The 19460-nt window shown below is 63.8% G+C and carries 11 protein-coding genes; 5 read left to right on the top strand and 6 right to left on the bottom strand.

Features of this window, described 5'->3' with window-relative positions; genetic code table 11:
• The coding region (locus tag OUY22_RS17265) for a helix-turn-helix domain-containing protein (RefSeq protein WP_270156014.1) at window positions 1-275 on the bottom strand (275 nt) is incomplete at its 3' end.
• 196 nt (window positions 276-471) lie between these two features.
• On the opposite strand from OUY22_RS17265, the gene OUY22_RS17260 reads away from it, so the two are divergent.
• The gene (locus OUY22_RS17260) at window positions 472-918 is read left to right on the top strand and encodes an ATP-binding protein (protein WP_270156013.1); all 447 of its coding nucleotides are present in this window, start codon (window positions 472-474) and stop codon (window positions 916-918) included.
• Window positions 919-1298: 380 nt separating this feature from the next.
• Here the strand turns inward: OUY22_RS17260 and OUY22_RS17255 are convergent, their stop codons facing one another.
• The 5 genes from OUY22_RS17255 to OUY22_RS17235 all read right to left on the bottom strand — a co-directional run bounded on the left by OUY22_RS17255 (window position 1299) and on the right by OUY22_RS17235 (window position 7377).
• Window positions 1299-2477 (bottom strand): DNA cytosine methyltransferase, encoded by a 1179-nt coding sequence (locus tag OUY22_RS17255; RefSeq protein ID WP_270156012.1) that lies wholly within the window; start codon window positions 2475-2477, stop codon window positions 1299-1301.
• A gap of 19 nt (window positions 2478-2496) precedes the next feature.
• Complete coding sequence (locus OUY22_RS17250; protein ID WP_270156011.1) at window positions 2497-3465, bottom strand: DNA cytosine methyltransferase; 969 nt, start codon at window positions 3463-3465, stop codon at window positions 2497-2499.
• Between the two features lie 65 nt (window positions 3466-3530).
• Window positions 3531-4358 carry a DUF6339 family protein gene (locus OUY22_RS17245; protein ID WP_270156010.1) on the bottom strand — a complete coding sequence of 276 codons (828 nt, stop codon included), beginning with the start codon at window positions 4356-4358 and terminating at the stop codon, window positions 3531-3533.
• On the bottom strand, window positions 4355-5287 hold the full coding sequence (locus OUY22_RS17240) for a hypothetical protein (protein WP_270156009.1): 933 nt from the start codon (window positions 5285-5287) through the stop codon (window positions 4355-4357). Before OUY22_RS17240 ends, OUY22_RS17245 begins: the two co-directional genes overlap by 4 nt.
• A complete protein-coding gene (locus OUY22_RS17235) occupies window positions 5284-7377 on the bottom strand; it encodes a helix-turn-helix transcriptional regulator (protein ID WP_270156008.1) in 2094 nt (697 codons plus the stop codon). Before OUY22_RS17235 ends, OUY22_RS17240 begins: the two co-directional genes overlap by 4 nt.
• 443 nt (window positions 7378-7820) lie before the next feature.
• Between OUY22_RS17235 and OUY22_RS17230 the strand changes: the two genes are divergently transcribed.
• The 4 genes from OUY22_RS17230 to drmB are packed head-to-tail and all read left to right on the top strand — an operon-like array spanning window position 7821 to window position 19460.
• On the top strand, window positions 7821-12488 hold the full coding sequence (locus tag OUY22_RS17230; RefSeq protein ID WP_270156007.1) for a DEAD/DEAH box helicase family protein: 4668 nt from the start codon (window positions 7821-7823) through the stop codon (window positions 12486-12488).
• The gene (locus OUY22_RS17225) at window positions 12485-14392 is read left to right on the top strand and encodes a UvrD-helicase domain-containing protein (protein ID WP_270156006.1); all 1908 of its coding nucleotides are present in this window, start codon (window positions 12485-12487) and stop codon (window positions 14390-14392) included. The genes OUY22_RS17230 and OUY22_RS17225 overlap by 4 nt, the downstream gene beginning before the upstream one ends.
• The gene (locus OUY22_RS17220) at window positions 14376-17576 is read left to right on the top strand and encodes a helicase-related protein (RefSeq protein ID WP_270156005.1); all 3201 of its coding nucleotides are present in this window, start codon (window positions 14376-14378) and stop codon (window positions 17574-17576) included. Before OUY22_RS17225 ends, OUY22_RS17220 begins: the two co-directional genes overlap by 17 nt.
• Window positions 17577-17579: 3 nt before the next feature.
• Window positions 17580-19460, top strand: coding sequence for a DUF1998 domain-containing protein (gene drmB, locus OUY22_RS17215; RefSeq protein WP_270156004.1), 1881 nt, complete (start codon window positions 17580-17582; stop codon window positions 19458-19460).

Below are 19460 nucleotides of genomic sequence, written 5' to 3'. Positions count from 1 at the left end.
ACCCACCGGGCGAACCAGCCGAGGTTGGGAGATCGGGATATCTGCTCGAACAAGCCCACGAAATGACCGTCGACCTGAAATGTCTGATCGAGCCTCTCCGCGAAGTCGCGCGTAGGCGCCCGCCGCCCCCTTTCGATGTGGCTGATGAGGGATGTATGGCAGCACATTCGAACGCTCAGGGCTATCTGTGACAGACCGGCTGCTTCGCGATGCCTCTCCAACTCCCGGGCGAAACGGGCCCGAGGAGACATGGGGCCACTGATGTCGCCGTCCACTTCACTCCCTCCCGACCAGCAAGTATCACCCTGCGTGACGGTATAGCTACAAGCCGACGACTCGCAATATCTTTTCGCGTGTCTTTTTCTGTCGCCCATGTTTCACCAGGTGAAGGCCCTATAAGCCCTGTCGAATCCCCCATGCTTGGACTCTACGCAGGCGCACAAGACGCGCTGTCTGTCATGGGAGGTGGGCATGAGCGTCGCTTCGCCGGCGACCTGGCGCAACTACACCGAACTGCCGGTCCACCCGCTCTCGGTCTCCCTCGCACGGAAGCACGTGGCGCACGTGCTGAGGAAGTGGGGCCGCGAACCCCTCATCGACGACGCCGAGCTTGTGATCAGCGAGCTGGTGACGAACGGCATCGAGGCATCCGATCCCAGCGAGGAGGAGGTCGCGGTGTACGGGCCGCTCGCCGGGGCCTACCGGCGCGTGCGAGTCGGACTCCACCAGACTGACGCCGGCATCGTCCTTGAGGTGTGGGACTGCAGCCGCCGTCCCCCGAAGCTCCGCTGCCCTGAGGCGGAGGCTCTCAGTGGTCGGGGCCTCTACATGGTGAATGCCGTGGCCACCAGTTGGGGGTACCGGTGGCCGAGGACGGGCGGGAAGGTCGTCTGGGTTCTGCTGGAGGAGTCGTCATGATGGGCCCGGACGACTGGGACTGCCCACAGCTCGCTCCGCATCCGCCGGGACGCGTCGGCCCGCCGGACATGCCGCTCGACTGGACGGCTGAGCGGCCGTTCCGGTCGAGGGTGCTGGGCTACACGTGTTCGTGCCGCACGATCGTGTACGAGCTGCTCGCGTCCGGTGGCACGTACGTGATCCGCCGTATGTACCAGGGCACTCCCTCACGAGTCGCGTACGCGGGGCCGTGGTCTCGACCCGAGGCGGAGCGGATGTGGGACTCCATCCTTACGGGGGAAGCGAGCTTACGGGCTGGGATCTCATAGCAAGGCAAGCAACTCATCGATGAGACCGCCGCCCGCGTCGCAGGCAGCGAGACGATCGCGACAGACTGAGGATTACGCCCTGGCATCGGCGGCTGCCAAGTAGCGATACAGCTCCCCGGCGATGGCTTGGGCAAGGCCCACGGGGACAGCGTTGCCGATCTGGCGCGCTATCTGGATCTTGCTGCCGACCCACTTGTACTCGAGGGGAAAACCCTGAAGAAGCGCGGCCTCCAAGTGAGTGATCGGGCGGTCAGCCTTCGGGTGAAGGTATCGACCCTTCTCCGGCTTATAGAACTCGGTGCGGATGGTCACCGAGGGGCGATCCCACCAGAGACGCCCCATCACGTCTCCGGAGCCCTTCCGATGATTGATCCAGTTCAGAGTAGACAGGTGAGGCGGTAGATCGTGACGATTGCCTCCCACGGGAATCGCCTTGTATCGCTCGCGTGAAAGGTCTGTCGGGTTGCGACCGATATGAAGGTCAGTCGTTCGGAAGGTGCCCGGGAGGGTCCTGCCAAGGAGGTCACAGGTCTGTTCCGGCAGCTCAGTGGTCGCGGTCTCCGGAGGAGTCGAGCTGAAGACGACGCTTGAGGGGACCCATCCTTCCAGTGCTTCGAACAGTGTTCCGTTGCTCTTCTGGTCGAGCTTCCGGTGGGTGGGCTTGGGGTGCTGGAGAGGCTTCTTCGACGGGTGCGACTTGATGAGATCTCGGTGAGTGGCCAGAACGATCACACGCCGGCGAGTCTGAGGCACACCATAGTCCGCCGCGTTCAGCAGCTTCGTCTCCAGAACGTACTCTCGCAACTCACCGCGCTCACCGGTTGATGCCTGGAGCAACTGGTACTCGTGCGATTTCTGGAAGCGGTCCACGTTCTCAATGACGAAGATCTTAGGTCGGAGCTTCAGGACGATCCGGACGTACTCCTTCCAGAGCTTGTTCCGGGGGTCGAGCGGATCCTCCTTGCCCAAGCCGGAAAAGCCCTGGCAGGGCGGGCCGCCAAGGATCACGTCCACGCTGGACGCGACATCCTTGGGATCCCACCCGGCTATGTCACCTGCATAAATATGGCCGGTCCCACCGGCTTCCTCAGCGAAATTCGCCGCGTACGTAGAGGCTGCGGCGATGTCCCATTCCACCGCTCCGACCGTGCGGAAGGCGCCCGGATCGAAAGTATGGAATCCCTGGGTCAGCCCTCCACATCCGGCGAAGAGGTCGACGATGTTGATGGGGCTGAGGGGGCGGGCGGTCATGAGCCTCACCTTACCGAGATCAATGAGCTAGTACTGCTGCAATCTGTCTGCCCACGGCCTCGGCGAGCGGCGGTGGAACGGCCTGCGCCACCTGCTTGTAGCGTGCGGTCTTACCACCCATGACGATCCAGTCGTCCGGCAGGCTCTGGAGCTTCATCACCTGTTCGACCGTCAGCTTGGGAACTCCGTCCCTCCCGCGGCTCGGGTCCAGCACGAAGCCCTCATCGGGGACATCGTTTCCGAGGCTGTGGGCATTCACGGCCACTTCCATCCACTGGCGCTTGGACCGGCTGGGGCCCAGATCAGCACCTCCATGGTTCTTCGAGCCGCCGATGACGGTGGGGGCGACACGATCGGCCAACGCCGCCCAGCTGTCCGCGTCGCGCCAGCCTTTGCTCGCCATCGACTCCCTCAGCACCTCGCCGACCGTCGGAACGGTGTGGTGCGTCGGTTGGGGCCACTCGAACCGCATGAAGTCGTTCGGCCGCATGGCGAGCAGCAGGTAGCTGCGCCGCACTTGAGGTACGCCGAAGTCCTGCGCTTCCAGAACCTTCCACTCCCACCAGTAGCCCAGGTGCCTGAGTTCGGCTTCGACTTCTTCCCGGACACCTGCGAACTTGGGCATCTTCAACGACGGCGTGGTCTCCAGGACGATCGCCCTGGGCTGTAGCTCGATCGCCAAACAGACCGCCACGGACAGCAGGTCCCGATCGTCCTTGGCGCCTCTCTGTTTGCCGGCGATCGAGTAGGGAGTGGACGGGACGCCGCCGGACAGCAGGTCGACTGTCCGGATCCGGTAGTCGGCTCCGATGAAGTCTTTGAGGTCCAGCTCGGTGACGTTCCAGTCTGGTCGGTTGGCGCGCAACGTCCGGCAGGCATGCACGTCGTTGTCGATCGCCATGACCGGGTGGAAACCCGCTCGCTCAAGCCCAAGCGCCTGGCCACCGACTCCGGATCCGATCTCCAGACTGGTGAACTGCCCACCCATGCACGCCCCTTGATCCAGATCGTTTGAGCAGATGTGATTGCCGCCCTTGATCGAATACGTAAGGGCTACAATGGCATTTCTCTCGCAGTCGGGCTTTCCGCCATGAGCCGCTTGAAGAGAGTGGCCAGGGTGTCCACCGAGGTGGAACGGACTCGCCCATCAGAAGGGCCGGTCGGTAGCGAATCATACGGCACGAGAACGCCCACCAACTCCTCGATCCAGTCGCGGTACGCGTCGACATCCCTTGAGTTGTCCGGCGCGTACGCTTCGTAGGACAGCGTGCTGCCTGCCGTGTTAACTGCCTGAGCGAGCGCGTTGACCTGTCGCCCCGTGCGAATGACGTCTGTGGTGAGCAATCGAATCATCGCTTGAGCGGTCGGGCGATGCAGAATCACGTCCAGCCTTAGTACAGTGTTCAAAACATCCTGATTACTGCAGGCCACCACAACCGGTTCATAGTCCGGTCCATCACGGAAGAGTTCGGCCGCCCACCATAATCTGGCCATGGCCTGAGAATGAAATGGCCCGGAAAAGCGCGTACGCGACACCGTTGGCGGATTGCCCCTGCTCAGGTGCCTCCAGTAGACGTAGTCAGAGGCGAGCCGCAGGGCCAGATAGTTCCATATCCGTGAGTCCGATGCCTCCCTCCGAGTCAACCGCAACGTCGCGTGCAGCACCGGAGCCAGCCAGGCGTCCGCGGAGGTTCGTTCGGCCGGTGTGAAGCGCTTCATCGCCTCATCGAAGAGTTGCCGAACCGGCTCGGCCCCCCATCGGGACGACTCCGACATCTGGTCGATCGCGGAGAACGGCAGTGCCTCACGGTTCTCCAGGACACCGGTCGTAAGGAATCGCGCTGCGGCTTCGTTGGGCAGCAGGCCCAGCGTCGTGTTCACTCGTCCTCCGGGCCGGTCTTCTGCAGGGATCGGATGAAGCCGCCAAGGCTACGCGGCAACCGGGCCTGTTTGGCCGCGGCATGCATCACCCGCATCTGTACGCCGCCCACGCCGGCGCTGACGATCTCGCGCAGCGCGTCGTCCGGCGAATGATCGGGGAATAAATCGGGAAGCATCCGACGGAGCACCAGCCCCCGCCAGCCGTCTGGCCACTCTCGGCCGTCGACATGGTGAGCCGCCTCGTTGAAGAGGGCGGTCCACAGGGCGGTTCCGATCTGAGCCGCCAGCCCTTCCCGAATCGGCCGCTCGGCTGCCTTCGTGCTTTCGAGGATCACCCGCAACCCGTCGAATCCACTGTTCAGGTTGAGCATGGCGATCTCATCGGTGGTGGTCACCGCCCAAGGATCGGTCTTGCACCAGGCCAGTTGCGGATCTTCGGCGAAGTCGACCCATCGCGTCTGGACCGCCTCCCGCTGTGCCGCCACCCGCGCCTGGAAATCAATGGTCCAGGGGCGGGCGACCGTTGCGATCACCCTCCCTGCTACGTCATCGACCGTTGCCACGAGCTGACCCGAGAGTTGCACCCGACCGAAATGATCATCTCGGTGGAGATCGATCTCTCCGCTCCACTCCCCCGGCTGGCCCATCATGAGCTTTACGGCCGAGTGGGTGTTGGTCCGCCGTTCCGACGCGGTCGCGAAGAAGGCCAGGCTGTACCAAGGCCCTGCGTCCAACTCATGTCGTGGTGCGCTGACGTGGATGCTCAGTCGTACGGTGCTCCAGTCCTCACGGTCTACAAGGTGCAGCCCGACGGTATGGTCCTGTTCGGAGATCATGCCGTATGGCAATGCCACGTCATCGAGTCGGGCTTCTCGTACCCTCATGGTCAGCTCCCCCGCGAGTACGGGGTAGGGCGTGATCTGCTTCACCGGCCGCCGTCCTTGGCCTGGACCAGGTCGACTTCGGCGATCGTCATCCGCCCGGCCACGGGATGACTGGAGACATCGCTGACGCCCGTGAACACCGCGGAGCGTTCTCTCGCGACGCACACCAGCACGTCTCCGATCAGTTCGCAGTTCGATTCCGCGGAGAGCTCGGCCCAGCGAGCCTCCGGCTTCGGCCCTGAACGAGTCGCGAATCTGAGGAGCGGGCGGAGCATCCATGGATCTTCTCGCTCCGGCAACTTGATCTCGACCCTGATCCGCCACGCCCCGGTATCGTCCACTTCCCCCATAGCGCTCTTCACGGTCGGATAACCCTTCGTCCGCGGCAGCGGTGTCGGATCGAGGCTTACCAGATCGCGCAGGATGGCGGGAGGACCTTCCTGTGCGATGGGTTCTGATGGTTTCACGGCCCTGCGTACCTTGGCGAAAGCGGTCCTTCGAAACTCCTTCAGCCTGGTCGTGGCACCGCGCGCGTATGTCGCGGTCAGATCCTCAGTGGGCTTCCAGTCGTTGTGCTCCGGCGGCTCAGCCGCGCGGAGAAACGCTTCGGCGACCTCGTCGGCGGGCGCTCCAGCGCCTGTCGCGGTACCGGCCAGCAGAACGGCCTGGAACTGGGGCGCGCCGATGGGGACTCCTGTGACCGGCCGATTCAACACGGTCATTCGGGTACCGCGCATCCCGACCAGGCGATTGGGTTTCTCCTCACCCTCATGCGCCGGCGTCACTAACAGCACGGCCTCGTGCTCCACTGAGCCGGACTGTGGATCTGACTTGGACGGCGGGACGGTCAACGGCACGGCCAACTCCGCCACGTCCTCCGCCCCAACGAGATGCGACACCGTCGTCCTATCGAGGAATGCTCGGACCGCCCGAGCCCGTGAGGGTTCGTAACGGTACGGGTCGACACGTTCTTCCGCGACGACGGCCTGGCCGTCTCGCAAAGCCTCAACCGACGCCTCCAGCATGGGCGCCTGACCACGGCCTGCGACCATGGACGCCCAGAAGTGGGAGGCCAATCCACGCACCAGAACCGTATGCATCTCCTCCAGAGTCGTGGCTTCTCCGGAAGGGTCGTGCGCTCCGACGATCAGGAAGCTCGTACCCGGATCAGAGCTTCCTCGCGTCAGATACAGCTCTTCCACAGTACGTTCACCGGCCCACCACGATCGAGCGGCCGCCTCTCTCAGTGGATCCCGACCGCCGAGCCAGGCCGGGCCCGCGAACTGCACTCCGTTCAGCTCATGCCATGGAAGGTCTATTCGGCCGATGAGACGTCGTTCACGAAGATCCTCGTGAGGTTCGGAGAGCGTGCTGTTCATGACGACGAGACCGAAACGACTGGCACCCCAGATGGTCGCCTTGCCCAGACCGAAAGACCCGCCGGCGATCCCCTTTTTGTGACTGTCGAGCTGTCTCCGGACGACTGCGGCGAACCTTCCGTCCTCGTACTCGGGACCGGTCAGGCCGTTCGCGTTGTAGTCGTCGATGCGGAGGAGGAGAAGTGTGCCGGTCTCTCGTAGCTCACGAAGTCCGTCGGCCAGCATGCGGCCGACCTTCTGCTTCTGATCGCCTGCGGCCTCGATGTGGGGAGCAAGGTCGTCCCACCGTATGGCCTCCTGGAGCCGGCGGAGACGCTCGCCCGTGAGCTCGTGCAGAGTGAAGCGGACGCGAACCGGGCGCGCCTTGTCCCACCGCTCGTCCAGGCTGTTCTGGGTCGCCTCTCTAGCGGTTATCACCAAGGAGGAGTCAAAGGCGAAGGCCGCGGGATTTCCGAGTTCCCGACCGCCGTCGGAATGTGCCAGGCGATGGTGCCAGGCTACGTAGCCGCTCGATTCCGGAGTCTCGTCGCGTGTCGCCGAGGAGCCGGCGGCCAGGTCGAGAATCTCCTCGATCGCCTGGATGTTCTCGACCCGAGGCGTGGCGCGGCCGGTGATCCAGGCCGAGACCGCGGCGCGTGTCACGTTCAGGGCCGATGCCAGGTCCGACTGGCTCATGCCCTTGCGGCGCAGTTGCCTACCGAGCCAGGCCCCGAACGCCTCCGGATCGCGGGTGATGCTGCCATCGTCCTGCGTCATCGCGAAGTTTCTCCAGGTGAGAGGGGCTGATTTGACGTCTCAGGCTAACGTTTGACACCGCTTGACGCCACTGCTCGGGCCACTCCCTATGCCTTCAAGGTGGTCGAAGCGCGACAAAGGGAGCACATATCCCCTTATGTATCATTTTGTCCTTGGAGTCCAATAATTGCCGCTTGCGAGGCAAGCCACCCATATGACAATATGAACCGGACCGAGGGCCGATCCCCAAGGCACTTCGCAGGGCGAAGAAGTCAAGATTCGCCTGACCGTTCCGCTCGTTTCATCGGCATCGAACTGTATTCAGCGTGCCCGACAAGGGGTCGGCAAACGCCTCGCCGAACGTGTTTTTTGCGTGCTTGAATTCGTTTCATGCTTCTGCTCCACCCCCTCAATTGACATTCCATCGTTGGGAGACAATTGTTGTGAGCAATGATGGCCCTTCCGTGCTGGAGGTGGTCCTCCAGCAGACCGCGCGCGTACTCGATACTTACAGAATCGACCCCGGCCTGATCCAGGAGCACGTCAACGGCGAGCGCCGCATCAAGGAAGGCGGATACGGTGACCGCCAGATCTATGAACTGGTGCAGAACGGTGCCGACGAACTGAGGAACGACCCGGGCGGCGAGATCGCGGTGGTCCTCACGGATACCCACCTTTACTGCGCCAACCAGGGCACTGCCATGACCCCTGAGGGCGCGGACACCATTCTGCGCATGGGCGTTTCGCGTAAGCGGGGCGGCCAGATCGGCCGGTTCGGCGTCGGAGTGAAGTCCGTCCTGAGCGTCACCGACGTGCCCGAGTTCTTCAGCAATGAGGACGAGAAGAGCTTCGGCTTCGACAGGGAGTGGGCGGAGCTGGAGATCAGACGGGTCCAGCCTGCGGCCACGGAGACACCCGTGCTCCGCATGGCCCGCCCTCTCGACCGGGACCGCGCCACGGCCACGGATCCCATCCTCAAAGAGCTGCTCTCGTGGGCCACGACCGTCGTAAGGCTGCCTTTGAAACCAGCTGCCGTCCCGCGACTCGCCAAGGACATCGATGAGTTCCCTGCGGAGTTCTCGCTGTTCTCCCCCCACGTTGAGACCGTCACTCTGGAGAAGCGACTCTCCGGGCGGGCGTTCAAGCGACAGATCTTCCAGAAGGTCGACGGCGAGCACCGCGTCCTGCAAGAAATCTCCTCCCGCAGCGTAGGGGCGGAGGAGGAACAGACCGCCAACTGGCGGGTTTTCACTCGCGTCTACCAACCATCGTCCACGGCGTTGGCGGAGGCCGGTGAGCTTCACGACCGACCTGAGATCGACATTGCTTGGGCAGTTCCCGAACGCGGAACCCGGGCCCGCGACAGGGGACAGTTCTGGGCCTACTTCCCGACGAATTACACGATGACTCTTCGGGGAATCGTCAACGCTCCCTGGAAGACCAGCGAGGACCGACAGAACCTCTACGCCAACAACCGGTTCAACGAGGAGTTGATCGTCGAGGTCGCCGACCTGGTGGTCTCGTCCCTCCCGTCATTGGCGCGGCCGGACGACCCGGGAGCGTGCTTGGACTCCGTGCCCTCGCGAGGGAAGGAGGAGCCGCAGTGGGCAGCCGAGGACCTCGTGGCGAAGATCTGGCACCTCGCCGCCGACATGCCGGTCTTCCCTGATCAGAACGGTAGGTTCGACACCCCGGCCAGGATTCGGGTGCATCCCGCCGACCTGCGACCGGAATGGCTGCAGTGGTGGGGGGACCATCCCGGACGCCCGACGAACTGGATCCACCACTCAGTGGAGAGCCCCAAGCACCGCCGGGACAGCGTCAACCGCATCCTGGAACACACGACGCTACCGGTCGCCACGGTGAAGGAGTGGTTGGAGGCGCTCGTCGCCGACAAGACTCCCGAAGCCTCGGCGCGCGCGGTGCTCATCGTCGCCGATATGAAGCGGCACAATCACCCTCAGGTGGAAGACGCGCTTCGGGCCAAGATCGTCCTTACCGAAACGCTGGGACTTGTCACCCCGTCCACGCATGTCTTCCGACGATCCGCCGCCGACGGCCTGGCCGACAACACGATCTACGTGGACGAGCGCGTCTACGCCGGCCAGGACGTCATCGCCAGGGCTCTGGACCTGCTGGGTATCCACGAAGCGGATGCCGCCGGTCGATTCGCGTCGGTGGTGGAGCGTGGGTTCTTCGGATACTCCGACCGCGACTGGGCCGCCTTCTGGGAACTGGCGCGCCTGGCCGGAACCAACGGTGTGCACGCCGCGTTCAAGAACCGCGACATCGACACGGCGAAGGAACTCAAGGTAAAGGTCCTGGCCGGCGACTTTCGTCGGATCAGGGACTGTCTGCTCCCTGGCCGTGTCGTACCCGAGGACGGTTCCCGTGACAGGAACATCACGGTCGACATGCAGTTCCACCGATACGACCGGGTCTACCTCGCCGAGCTCGGACTGCTCGATGGACCCGTGGCCAATGTGGATCCGACCGGGGAGGAATGGTTCGAGGAGTACAGGGAGGCCTACTGGAAGCAGTACGTGGCCAAGCTTCCGGCCAGGGAATCGCGTCCTACCTTGGCACGCATGCAATTCGAGGGAAGCCGCCCCGCAGGCCCTCTGCATCTGTTCACCGCGCTATCGCCTGAGGGGCGCGCCGCTTTCCTGAGGGCGATTCCGTCTGGCAGCGCGGTCGCGACCTGGACCATGCAGGCCGGCAACAAAGGTGTGGCCAGTCGCAAGCCTGTCCCGTCTCCGATTCGATGGCTCACCCGTAAGTTCGGATACCTTCAGACTTCTCGCGGACTACGAGTGACCAAACGCTCTGTCGGTCCCGAACTGGCCGCCTACAAAGATGTTCTTCCCGTGGCGAATGTGTCACCCAGCGTCGCCGCGATGCTGGGGCTTCCGCAGGCACTGAGCGAGGTTCCCGAATCGCTGTGGCACGAACTCGTCGAGGAGGCGTCCGAGTCCACCGAGGACACTTTCCCTGGCCGGGTCTATGCCCTGATGTTCGAAGTCCTCGTGGACTTTCCCGAGGGCGCGATGACGCGCTGTCGAGTGGGCGACGAGTGGCATAGCGACATCGAGGACAAGGACATCGCAGTGACCTCGAGTCGCTCCGAATACGACACGCTCGTACGTGAGAGAGTGCCGGCTCTGCTCGTCCCGACCGAGGAACTGGCCGAGGCGATGCGGGAGAATTGGAACATGCTCGCGCCCTCCGACGCGATCAAGAAGGAGATCCGTTACGCGGCGCAGGCGGACGCGGTCCTGCTCCTGGAGGAGTTCCCCTACTTGAAGATGCTCCGGCGATCTCAGGTGGAGGGCTGGTCCACCGTCCGCTGTGACGAGCTCGAAGAGATCATTCGGACTCCAAACGGTATGCGGACTCAGTCGATCCCTGCGGCGGAGCTGCCCGAAGAGCGCAAGGTGCTCGTCCGTATGCCCGCGCACGACCTCCAGGTGCTCACCGCCGTGGATGGTGTCCTCCGACTCGGCCTTGGCGTGTCGGGCTGCAGAGGTGTCCTCGACCGCCGCGCGCAGGAGCGCAACAACGAACGCATCCAGCAGGTACGCCGGGCCGAGAGCCTGGCGGAGAAGCTGCTTCTGCTCATCGGGGTCGAGGCTTTGAAGAATGGGCTTCCCGAAGGTCTGCTCGAGAGCGACGAGGCCGGCCACGGAAGCGCCCAGGGCGATCGGCGGATGGCCGAGCTGGCCCACAACGCCTATGGGACGGAAGTACTGCGCATCTACCGGAAGGACATCGAGGCCAACTTCCCCCAGCTCTCGGCCGGGTTCCGGGGCGACGCCACGTCTGTGCGCATCGTCAACGATCTCGGTTTCCCCGGCGAATACGCAGGAACTCGAGGGGAGACTCTGCCGGCGCTGGAAAAGGTCTACGGTCCCACCCTCTTTCCCCGGCTCCATGACTACCAGGAGCGGCTCGCGCAGAAGGCGGTCGAGCTGTTGACCAAGTACGACGCTCCCCGCGCGATGTTGTGTCTGCCCACCGGTGCCGGCAAGACGCGCGTGGCCGCGGAGGCCGTGATCCGGGTGATCAAGGAGCGTGGGCTCGGTGGTCGGCCCGTGCTGTGGATCGCGCAGAGCGAAGAGCTCTGTGAGCAGGCCGTCCAGAGTTGGTCCTTCGTCTGGTCCAAGGTCGGCCCGGAAGAACAGCTGATCATCAATCGTCTCTGGTCCACTCGCGAAGCTGCTCCCAGCGGCGACACGGCCCAACTCGTCGTGGCAACGGACGCCAAGCTGGAAGTCTGCTTGGACACCGCCGAATACGCATGGCTCCGCGACCCGGCACTCGTGATCGTGGATGAGGCCCATACCTCGATCACGCCCCGCTACACCCGTCTTCTCGCGTCGCTGGGCCTGACCTTCCGAGAAACCACGCGTCCTTTGCTCGGACTGACCGCCACGCCGTTCCGCGGCTTCAACGAGACCGAGACCAATCGTCTGGTCGAGCGCTACGGGCGGAACCGTCTCGACGAGGGGATCTTCACGACCGGCGATCCTTACGCGGAGCTCCAGGATCTGGGCGTGCTGGCGCGGGTCGACCACAGAGCGCTCCAGGGATCCACCCTCGCTCTCTCCGAGGATGACCTTCGCCAGGCAACAGCGTTTGAAGGAGCGAGGCTGCCCGCCACCGTGGAGGAGAAGCTGGGGCGGGACATCGCACGTAACCAGACGCTCATCCGGGAGATCCAGGCGCTTCCGGAGGACAGTCCCGTGCTGCTCTTCGCCACGTCGGTCAACCACGCCAAGCTCATGGCCGCCCAGCTCAACGACCTTGGCATCAAGTCCGCCTCGATCGACTCCGGCACCCCGGACGCCGACCGGCGCACGCACATCGAGAGGTTCCGGCGGAAGCAGATCCGGGTGTTGGCCAACTATGGCGTGCTTGCCCAAGGCTTCGACGCGCCAGCCACCGAGGTGGTCATCGTAGCGCGGCCTACCTACAGCCCGAACGTCTACCAGCAGATGATCGGGCGTGGTCTCCGAGGCCCCAAGAACGGCGGTAAGGAGACCTGCCTGATCCTCGACGTGGCGGACAACATCGTCAACTACGACCGGCAACTGGCCTTCACCCAGTTCGAATATCTCTGGAGCAATAAGTGAGCGATGCCTACGTCGGCACCCCTGCGCTCACGGCCGAGCAGCGGGCTGTCGTCGAGCAGCCCGCTGACGCCCTGACCTTGGTAACCGCACAGGCCGGAGCGGGCAAGACCCACACGCTTGTGCGCCGGCTCGACCGGCTGGTCGCCGAGGAGGACCTGATCGCCGGGGAAATCCTGGTGCTCACCTTCTCCCGCGCCGCCGTACGCGAACTCAAGAGTCGCCTTGACAAGTACGGGGACGCCGCTCGGCATGTAAGGGCCCAGACCTTCGATTCCTGGGCGCTCGACCTGCTGATGCGGGTGGACGCCCAAGGTTCCTGGCTGGAGAAGTCCTTCGATGCCCGTATCGAGGGTGCGCAGGAGACGATCGACCACGGTCTGGCAGACGAGCTCTACGAGCACGACCTCCGCCATGTCGTCATCGACGAGGTCCAAGACCTCGTCGGCGCCAGGCGAGAACTGGTGGAGGCCCTGCTGGACCGATTCGACTGCGGGTTCACCGTGGTCGGTGACCCGGCCCAGTCGATCTATGGATTCACGGTCAAGAATTCGGCGGAGCGCAAGCAGGAGACCAACCGCTTCTTCGAGTGGCTCCGCAGCACCTTCGGCGAAGATCTGACGGAGCTGAGCCTCACCGACAGCTTCCGGGCGCGGACCGATGAGGCGAAGACCGCCCTCGACTTCGGACCTCGACTGCGCATGCTTTCGGAATCCGGGAACGTGGACGGGGAAGCGCACTACAACGAACTCCGGAAGACTCTCACCGGAGTCATGAACTTCGGCGGGTTCGACGAACTGGCTGCTGATGCGCTTACCAGTTTTTCCGGTACCTCTGCGATCCTCTGCCGGACCAACGGCCAGGCATTGATGATCTCGGAGAAACTTCACGCGGTCGACGTGCCGCATCGGCTCCAGCGCTCCGCACGTGATCGTGTCGCTCCGATGTGGTTGGGTCTCCTTTTGGCACGCTCCCATGGAGCATCGCTGAACCGGGAGAAATTCGATGAATGCGTCGGCGATCTGCCCCTGGTCGAGGGCTCGGACCCCGAGGTCCTCTGGCGATTGCTCCAGCGCACCGGCACCGGCCATGGCTCGGACCGCGTCTTGGACCTGGCCCGACTCCGCTCCGCGCTCGCCGCAGGCAGGTTGCCGGACGAACTGATCGCTCAGCCCCCTGCACGGCTCGTGGTCTCTTCCTTCCACCGTGCCAAGGGGTTGGAGTTCGACCGTGTCCTGGTCGTGGACCCTGGACCACTGCGGGAGAGGACTCCTGAGGACAGCTCCCAGAAAGGCGACAAGGATCCCGCAGAAGAAGCCAGGTTGCTCTATGTGGCGATGACACGAGCGAGGGACGAGCTCTACCTGGTGCCGCCTTTGGACATGCGCAACATCCGAATCCATGATGTCACTGACCGATGGGCCCGATATTTCTTCCAACGCTGGCGTCGAGACGGCCTGGAACTTCAGCGAGGTGACGTCACCACCGATTACCCGGCAGGTTCGGTCGACTTCGAGGCCGATGCCGCGGACGTACAGCACTACTTGGCGACCGCCGTACGCCCTGGAGATGCCGTCGAGTTGGAGCGGGTCTACCCGGAGCCGATCGGACTCCTTGAAAGTCCTCCCTACCTGGTGAAGCACGAGGGGCGGCCGATCGGCACGGCTTCCGAGAAGTTCCGACGCGACCTCTACAGATTCCTCAAGCTCGGCCCGAGCTTCGTTCCCTACTCATTCCCGTCTTTGATCTCCAGTGTCCGCATCGACACCGTGGAGACCGTCGCCGGCGTTGAAGCCGCCGGCATCCGCGCCGGACTCGACCAGCACGGTGTCTGGCTCGCGCCGCGTCTCGTCGGCCTGTCGACCTTTACCTGGGACAAGAAGGAACTCGATGTCGAAGCACAGTGAGCACTACGCCTTCCGGGCCGACCTCGTCGAGCGTCTTCGCCTCGACATGGTCGGCCCGGTCGGAGGGGCGGACGAAGTCCTCACGGACTCTCCAGTGACGACGTACGTCGCCGGCCTTCTCTACCCCCGGCGTCGTGACCCCGCCGAGGTGACGGAAGAAGCGCTCGAACGTGACGCGGACCTCTCCCCCGAAACCGGGGTCAAGGAGGACGTGGTCGACACGGGTGTCTCGCTGGCCAATGATCAGGCGCCGTCGTCCATGGGTCTCACCTTCGGGGTGGACCCGACGGTGTCTCCGACGATCACCGTCATTGTCACGGCCGCCGTCTATGACCCGATCGACAAGACCGGGCGTTCGGTCAAGGCGCAGCGGGCCGAACGGCGTACCGTCGAAGAGCAGGATCTCCGCTGGCGGCGGAGAGCCCTTGACCTTGAGCCCGTAGAGGTGGATGTCACGGCTCCCAGCCAGTACAGCGAACCGTTGGCGCCCGGAGCAGAGCTTCGCGTACGGGTCCGTCGTCCCAAAGACGGAGCGGTATCGGTTACGGTCGCGCTGGTCAACGTGAACGAGGTCGAGAGGTTCGGTATCCGTGATGCCTACTGCCTGTACCAGCCGAAGATCCTCGTTACAGGTAAGGAGGGGACAAAGCCCTTCGTGGAACGACCTGTCCCGGTCGGTGCGGACGAGGCGGAGATCAAGACGAACCGCCTGCTCTACCGCTACGCCCCCAACTTCGCCGCAGGTCATGGTTGCGCGGCGAACTGGGACTGGACGCCTCCCCCGCTTCGTGACGAAGCGCTGGTCAAGGGAGTGCCGGCTGCCGTGGCCGCCATCTGGAGCGAGTTCGTCCCGTCAAAGGAGGTTTTGCTGACCGACTCCAACCCCGAGATCGACGACTCGGCGCTCCGTATGATCGACCTCGCGCGTAAGCCGGAAGATGAGATTCTCAGCGGACTCCGGAATCTGGTGAACGGATACCGTGCCTGGATCGCGGAACGCGCCGAAGAATCAAGGCTGCTCGGCAACACCGACTTCGCCGAGTCCGCCAGGGAGCAGATCCGGCAGTGCGAGCTCGCCTGTGACCGTATGGATTCAGGTATCGAGACGCTTCGAAGCAATGCCATGGCCATGACCGCTTTTCGGTACGCGAACAAGGCCATGGCCGTCCAGCGGGCCAGGACGAGCTGGATCAAGGGACAGAAGCAGGGCGCGCCGGACGTCGAAAAGGGGAAGTGGCGCCCGTTCCAGATCGCCTTCTTGTTGCTCTGCCTGGACGGCATCGTCGACCAGGACCACGAGGACCGAAAGATCGCCGATCTTCTGTGGTTTCCCACAGGCGGCGGCAAGACCGAGGCGTACCTGGGCATCATCGCGCTCACCGTCTTCCTTCGCCGGCTCACGAAGGGCGAGTCGGGTGGCGGGGTCACGGCCATCATGCGGTACACCCTCCGCCTGCTGACCCTTCAGCAGTTCGAACGCGCCGCAGCTCTGATCTGTGCCATGGAGATCATCCGGCGTGATGCGCCCAAGGAACTGGGCGAAGAGACCATTTCCATCGGCATGTGGGTGGGCGCCGCAGCCACGCCCAACAAGCTCAAGGACGCAGCCGCCAGTCTCAGAAAGCTCCGAGACGGCGGGGAACTGCACAAGGACAATCCCGTCCAGCTCCGCTTCTGTCCGTGGTGCGGCACCGCCATGGGGCCCGATGAATACGAAGTGGACGTCGCGAGTTCCAAGATGCGCATCTTCTGCGCCGATTGGCAGTGCGACTTCAACCACGAGCTGCCTGTTCACGTGATCGATGAGAAGATCTATGAGGTTCGACCGACGCTGATCATCGCGACCGTCGACAAGTTCGCCCAGATCACGTGGCGTCCCAACGTGGCGGCTCTCTTCAACAGGGACCGCGAAGGCACGCTCCCCCCGGAACTCATCGTCCAAGACGAACTCCATCTCATCTCCGGCCCCCTCGGCAGCCTCACCGGCCTGTACGAGACGGCGATCGACCTCGCGGCGGACCAGCCCAAGGTGATCGCCTCGACCGCGACCATTCGTCGGGCCAAAGAGCAGGGCAATCGCCTGTTCATGCGGGATGTCGCCCAGTTCCCGCCCGCCGGTCTCGACGCACGGGACTCCTGGTTCGCCGTCGAAACACCGGCCGAGGACAAAGCGTCACGTCTCTACGTCGGCCTTCTCGCACCCAACACCAGTCAGGCGACCCTGCTGGTTCGTGCATACGCCGCGCTTCTGCACCACGCCGCGGAAATAGACGGCCCCGACTCCGTCAGGGACGCGTACTGGACACTGGTCGGCTATTTCAACAGCCTCCGCCTCCTGGCCGCTGCCGAACTTCAGGTGTTGGACGACGTCCAGGATCGACTCAAGCTTTTGGCGGAGCGACACGGTGCCGAACTGCGTCGTGCCGATCAGCTCACAGAGCTGACGAGTCGTGTGAAGTCCAGCGACATTCCCCGGCGGCTCAAGGATCTCGAGCGAATGTTCCCCGACGAGAGCACCTTCGATACGGTCCTCGCCACGAATATGATCTCGGTGGGCGTGGACGTGGATCGTCTCGGCCTTATGGCGATCATGGGTCAGCCGCAGACCACAGCGGAGTACATCCAGTCCAGCAGCCGCGTCGGCCGTCAGCACCCCGGCCTGGTAGTCATCCTCTACAACGCCAACCGATCCAGGGATCGGTCGCATTACGAGAGCTTCGTGCCGTACCACTCGGCGCTCTACCGGCAGGTCGAATCGACCAGCATCACCCCCTTCTCGCCGCGTGCCCGGGACCGTGCCCTCCACGCCGTCCTGGTCGGGATGGCCCGACTCCTCTACCCAGTACTCCGCCTGAACGGGGCGGCGGCAGCCGTGCACACGTATGAGAGCCGGATCGAGGAACTGAAAGACCTCATCGTGGCGAGAGCGAAGGCGGTCGACGAGGAGGAAGCGGCCGGCACCGAGAAGGACCTCAACGACATCATCGCTCGCTGGCGCGATCTTGCCGACGACAATCCAGATTTGGTCTACGAGGCCAAACCACGATTCAAACGGAGCGAGAAGCGCCACCCTAATGAGGCCCTCCTCTGTTCCCACACCGACACAGATCTCTACGATGCGTTCCCCACCTTGTGGAGCCTCCGCGACGTTGACGCCGAATCCGACCTTTACCTGGAGCGATGAAGAATGGCACTTCGTAGTGGGCGGACTCTTCGGACGGGCCGCAGCAAGGACACCGAAATCACGCGTACACCGCTGGGAGCGGTGCGACGGGCACAGACCATCACCACGTACGGTGTGGGCGCGATGATCGCCGTTGAGGACCAGTCCTACATCGTGTGCGGACTGGATAGTTGGCGCAACCTTCGGCAGGAGGATGTGGTCTACGAGCCGAGGCTCCAGCATTGGCTGCGAGTGGCGCGGTTCCAACTCCCTCCAGCGGACGAGCCGTCATCCGGGGACGGGATCAGAGTTCGTCTCTTCCCTGAGATGTACTCCTGCGGCACATGTAAGAAGCTTCAGGAGTTCAAGCGATTCGGCTCTCCAGCAGGTAAGAGCCTCTGTGGCGCCTGCGAAAAGCCGCTGACACCGTCACGATTCGTGATCGCCTGCGAGAACGGGCACCTGGACGACTTTCCCTACTTCGAATGGGTCCACAAGAAGAGTGAGAGCAACCGTGACCCCAACGAGAAGGTCAGACACGAACTCACCTTGGAGAGCAGCGGTCAGACGGCGTCGCTTCGATCGGTCGTGATCAAGTGTTCGTGCGGCGTGCGCTCGGTGTCCTTGGAGGGCGCGTTCGGCAGCGGCGCGATGTTCGCGCTGGGGATCAAGTGCAAGGGACGCCGGCCGTGGCTTGGCCGCGATGCCAACGAACCGGCGTGCACCGCGACACCGCGCACGTTGCAGCGAGGCGCGTCGGCCGCCTGGTTCTCCATCGCCCGGTCGGCTCTTTCGATTCCGCCCTGGTCGGAGTCCCTCCAGCAACGGCTCAATCATCAATACCACCAGCTCAGTGGCCTACTGGACGATGGCGTGTCCGATTCCGTGCTCTTGAACGCCATCAAGAGGAGCGACATCATGGATGACGGTCGGTTCACGGCGGACCAGGTCCTAGCCGCGATTCACCGTAGGCGTGAGCTTGAGGCGAGTGCTCTGCCGGACTCCGATGAGGCTGCGCCGATGCTCGAATCGGCCAACGAGTTGCGGCGCGAGGAGTACAACCAGCTTTACGACGGCACCCGGATCATCTCCCGTGACGAGAACTTCGAGTGCGTGCCGGCGGCAGGCGATGGAAGCGCACTGCCCTATGGCATCAAGCGCTCCATGCTGGTGAAGCGCTTGCGCGAGGTGCGAGCACTTGAATCCTTCACGCGGGTGACCATGCCCGATCCGGCCGGCGGTGACACGCGTCGTGCCGCCATGGCGAACGGCACCGTCGGCTGGCTTCCCGCGATCGAGGTGAGCGGCGAAGGCGTCTTCCTCGCCATCGATGAGGATCTGTTGCATGTCTGGGAGCAGCGGCCCGGCCCGGTGGCCCGCGCCCAACAGATCTGGCACAGCCACACGATGCTCCTGCGCGAGCGCGCGGAACGGACCGGCAGCACACTGCGCATCGATGACATCAAGTCGCCTGTGACAGCGCGCTACGTCCTCCTGCACACCCTCGCGCATGTGCTCATCAATGAGTGGAGCCTTGACTGTGGTTATCCTTCGGCCGCGCTCCGCGAGCGGCTCTATGTCGACAAGGATATGGCCGGGGTTCTCATCTACACCGCGACCAGTGACTCCGCCGGCTCTCTCGGCGGTGTTGTCGCCCAGGGAGAGCACCGCAAGCTGTACGAGACCATGGAGTCGGCACTGTCCCGCGCCGAGTGGTGTTCGCAGGACCCACCATGCATCGAGTCCGAGGCGAGCGGGACCAACAGCCTCAACCTGGCTGCCTGCTACGCCTGCGTGCTGCTTGCGGAGACGAGCTGTGAGACCAACAACGTCTTCCTGGACCGGGCCATGTTGATCGGTACACCGGATGACCCGTCGACCGGTTTCTTCTACAAGGGCGAGTAA

The organism is Nonomuraea corallina, from assembly GCF_027620315.1.
GTDB lineage: Bacteria > Actinomycetota > Actinomycetes > Streptosporangiales > Streptosporangiaceae > Nonomuraea > Nonomuraea corallina.
This window is presented reverse-complemented; position numbering and strand designations above follow the sequence as displayed.

Bases quoted from the DNA above. Each gene is read 5' to 3' on its own strand.
- OUY22_RS17220 (WP_270156005.1), top strand. From the start codon at position 14,376: ATGTCGAAGCACAGTGAGCACTACGCCTTCCGGGCCGACCTCGTCGAG.
- drmB (WP_270156004.1), top strand. From the start codon at position 17,580: ATGGCACTTCGTAGTGGGCGGACTCTTCGGACGGGCCGCAGCAAGGAC.
- OUY22_RS17250 (WP_270156011.1), bottom strand. From the start codon at position 3,465: ATGGGTGGGCAGTTCACCAGTCTGGAGATCGGATCCGGAGTCGGTGGC.
- OUY22_RS17260 (WP_270156013.1), top strand. From the start codon at position 472: ATGAGCGTCGCTTCGCCGGCGACCTGGCGCAACTACACCGAACTGCCG.
- OUY22_RS17235 (WP_270156008.1), bottom strand. From the start codon at position 7,377: ATGACGCAGGACGATGGCAGCATCACCCGCGATCCGGAGGCGTTCGGG.
- OUY22_RS17255 (WP_270156012.1), bottom strand. From the start codon at position 2,477: ATGACCGCCCGCCCCCTCAGCCCCATCAACATCGTCGACCTCTTCGCC.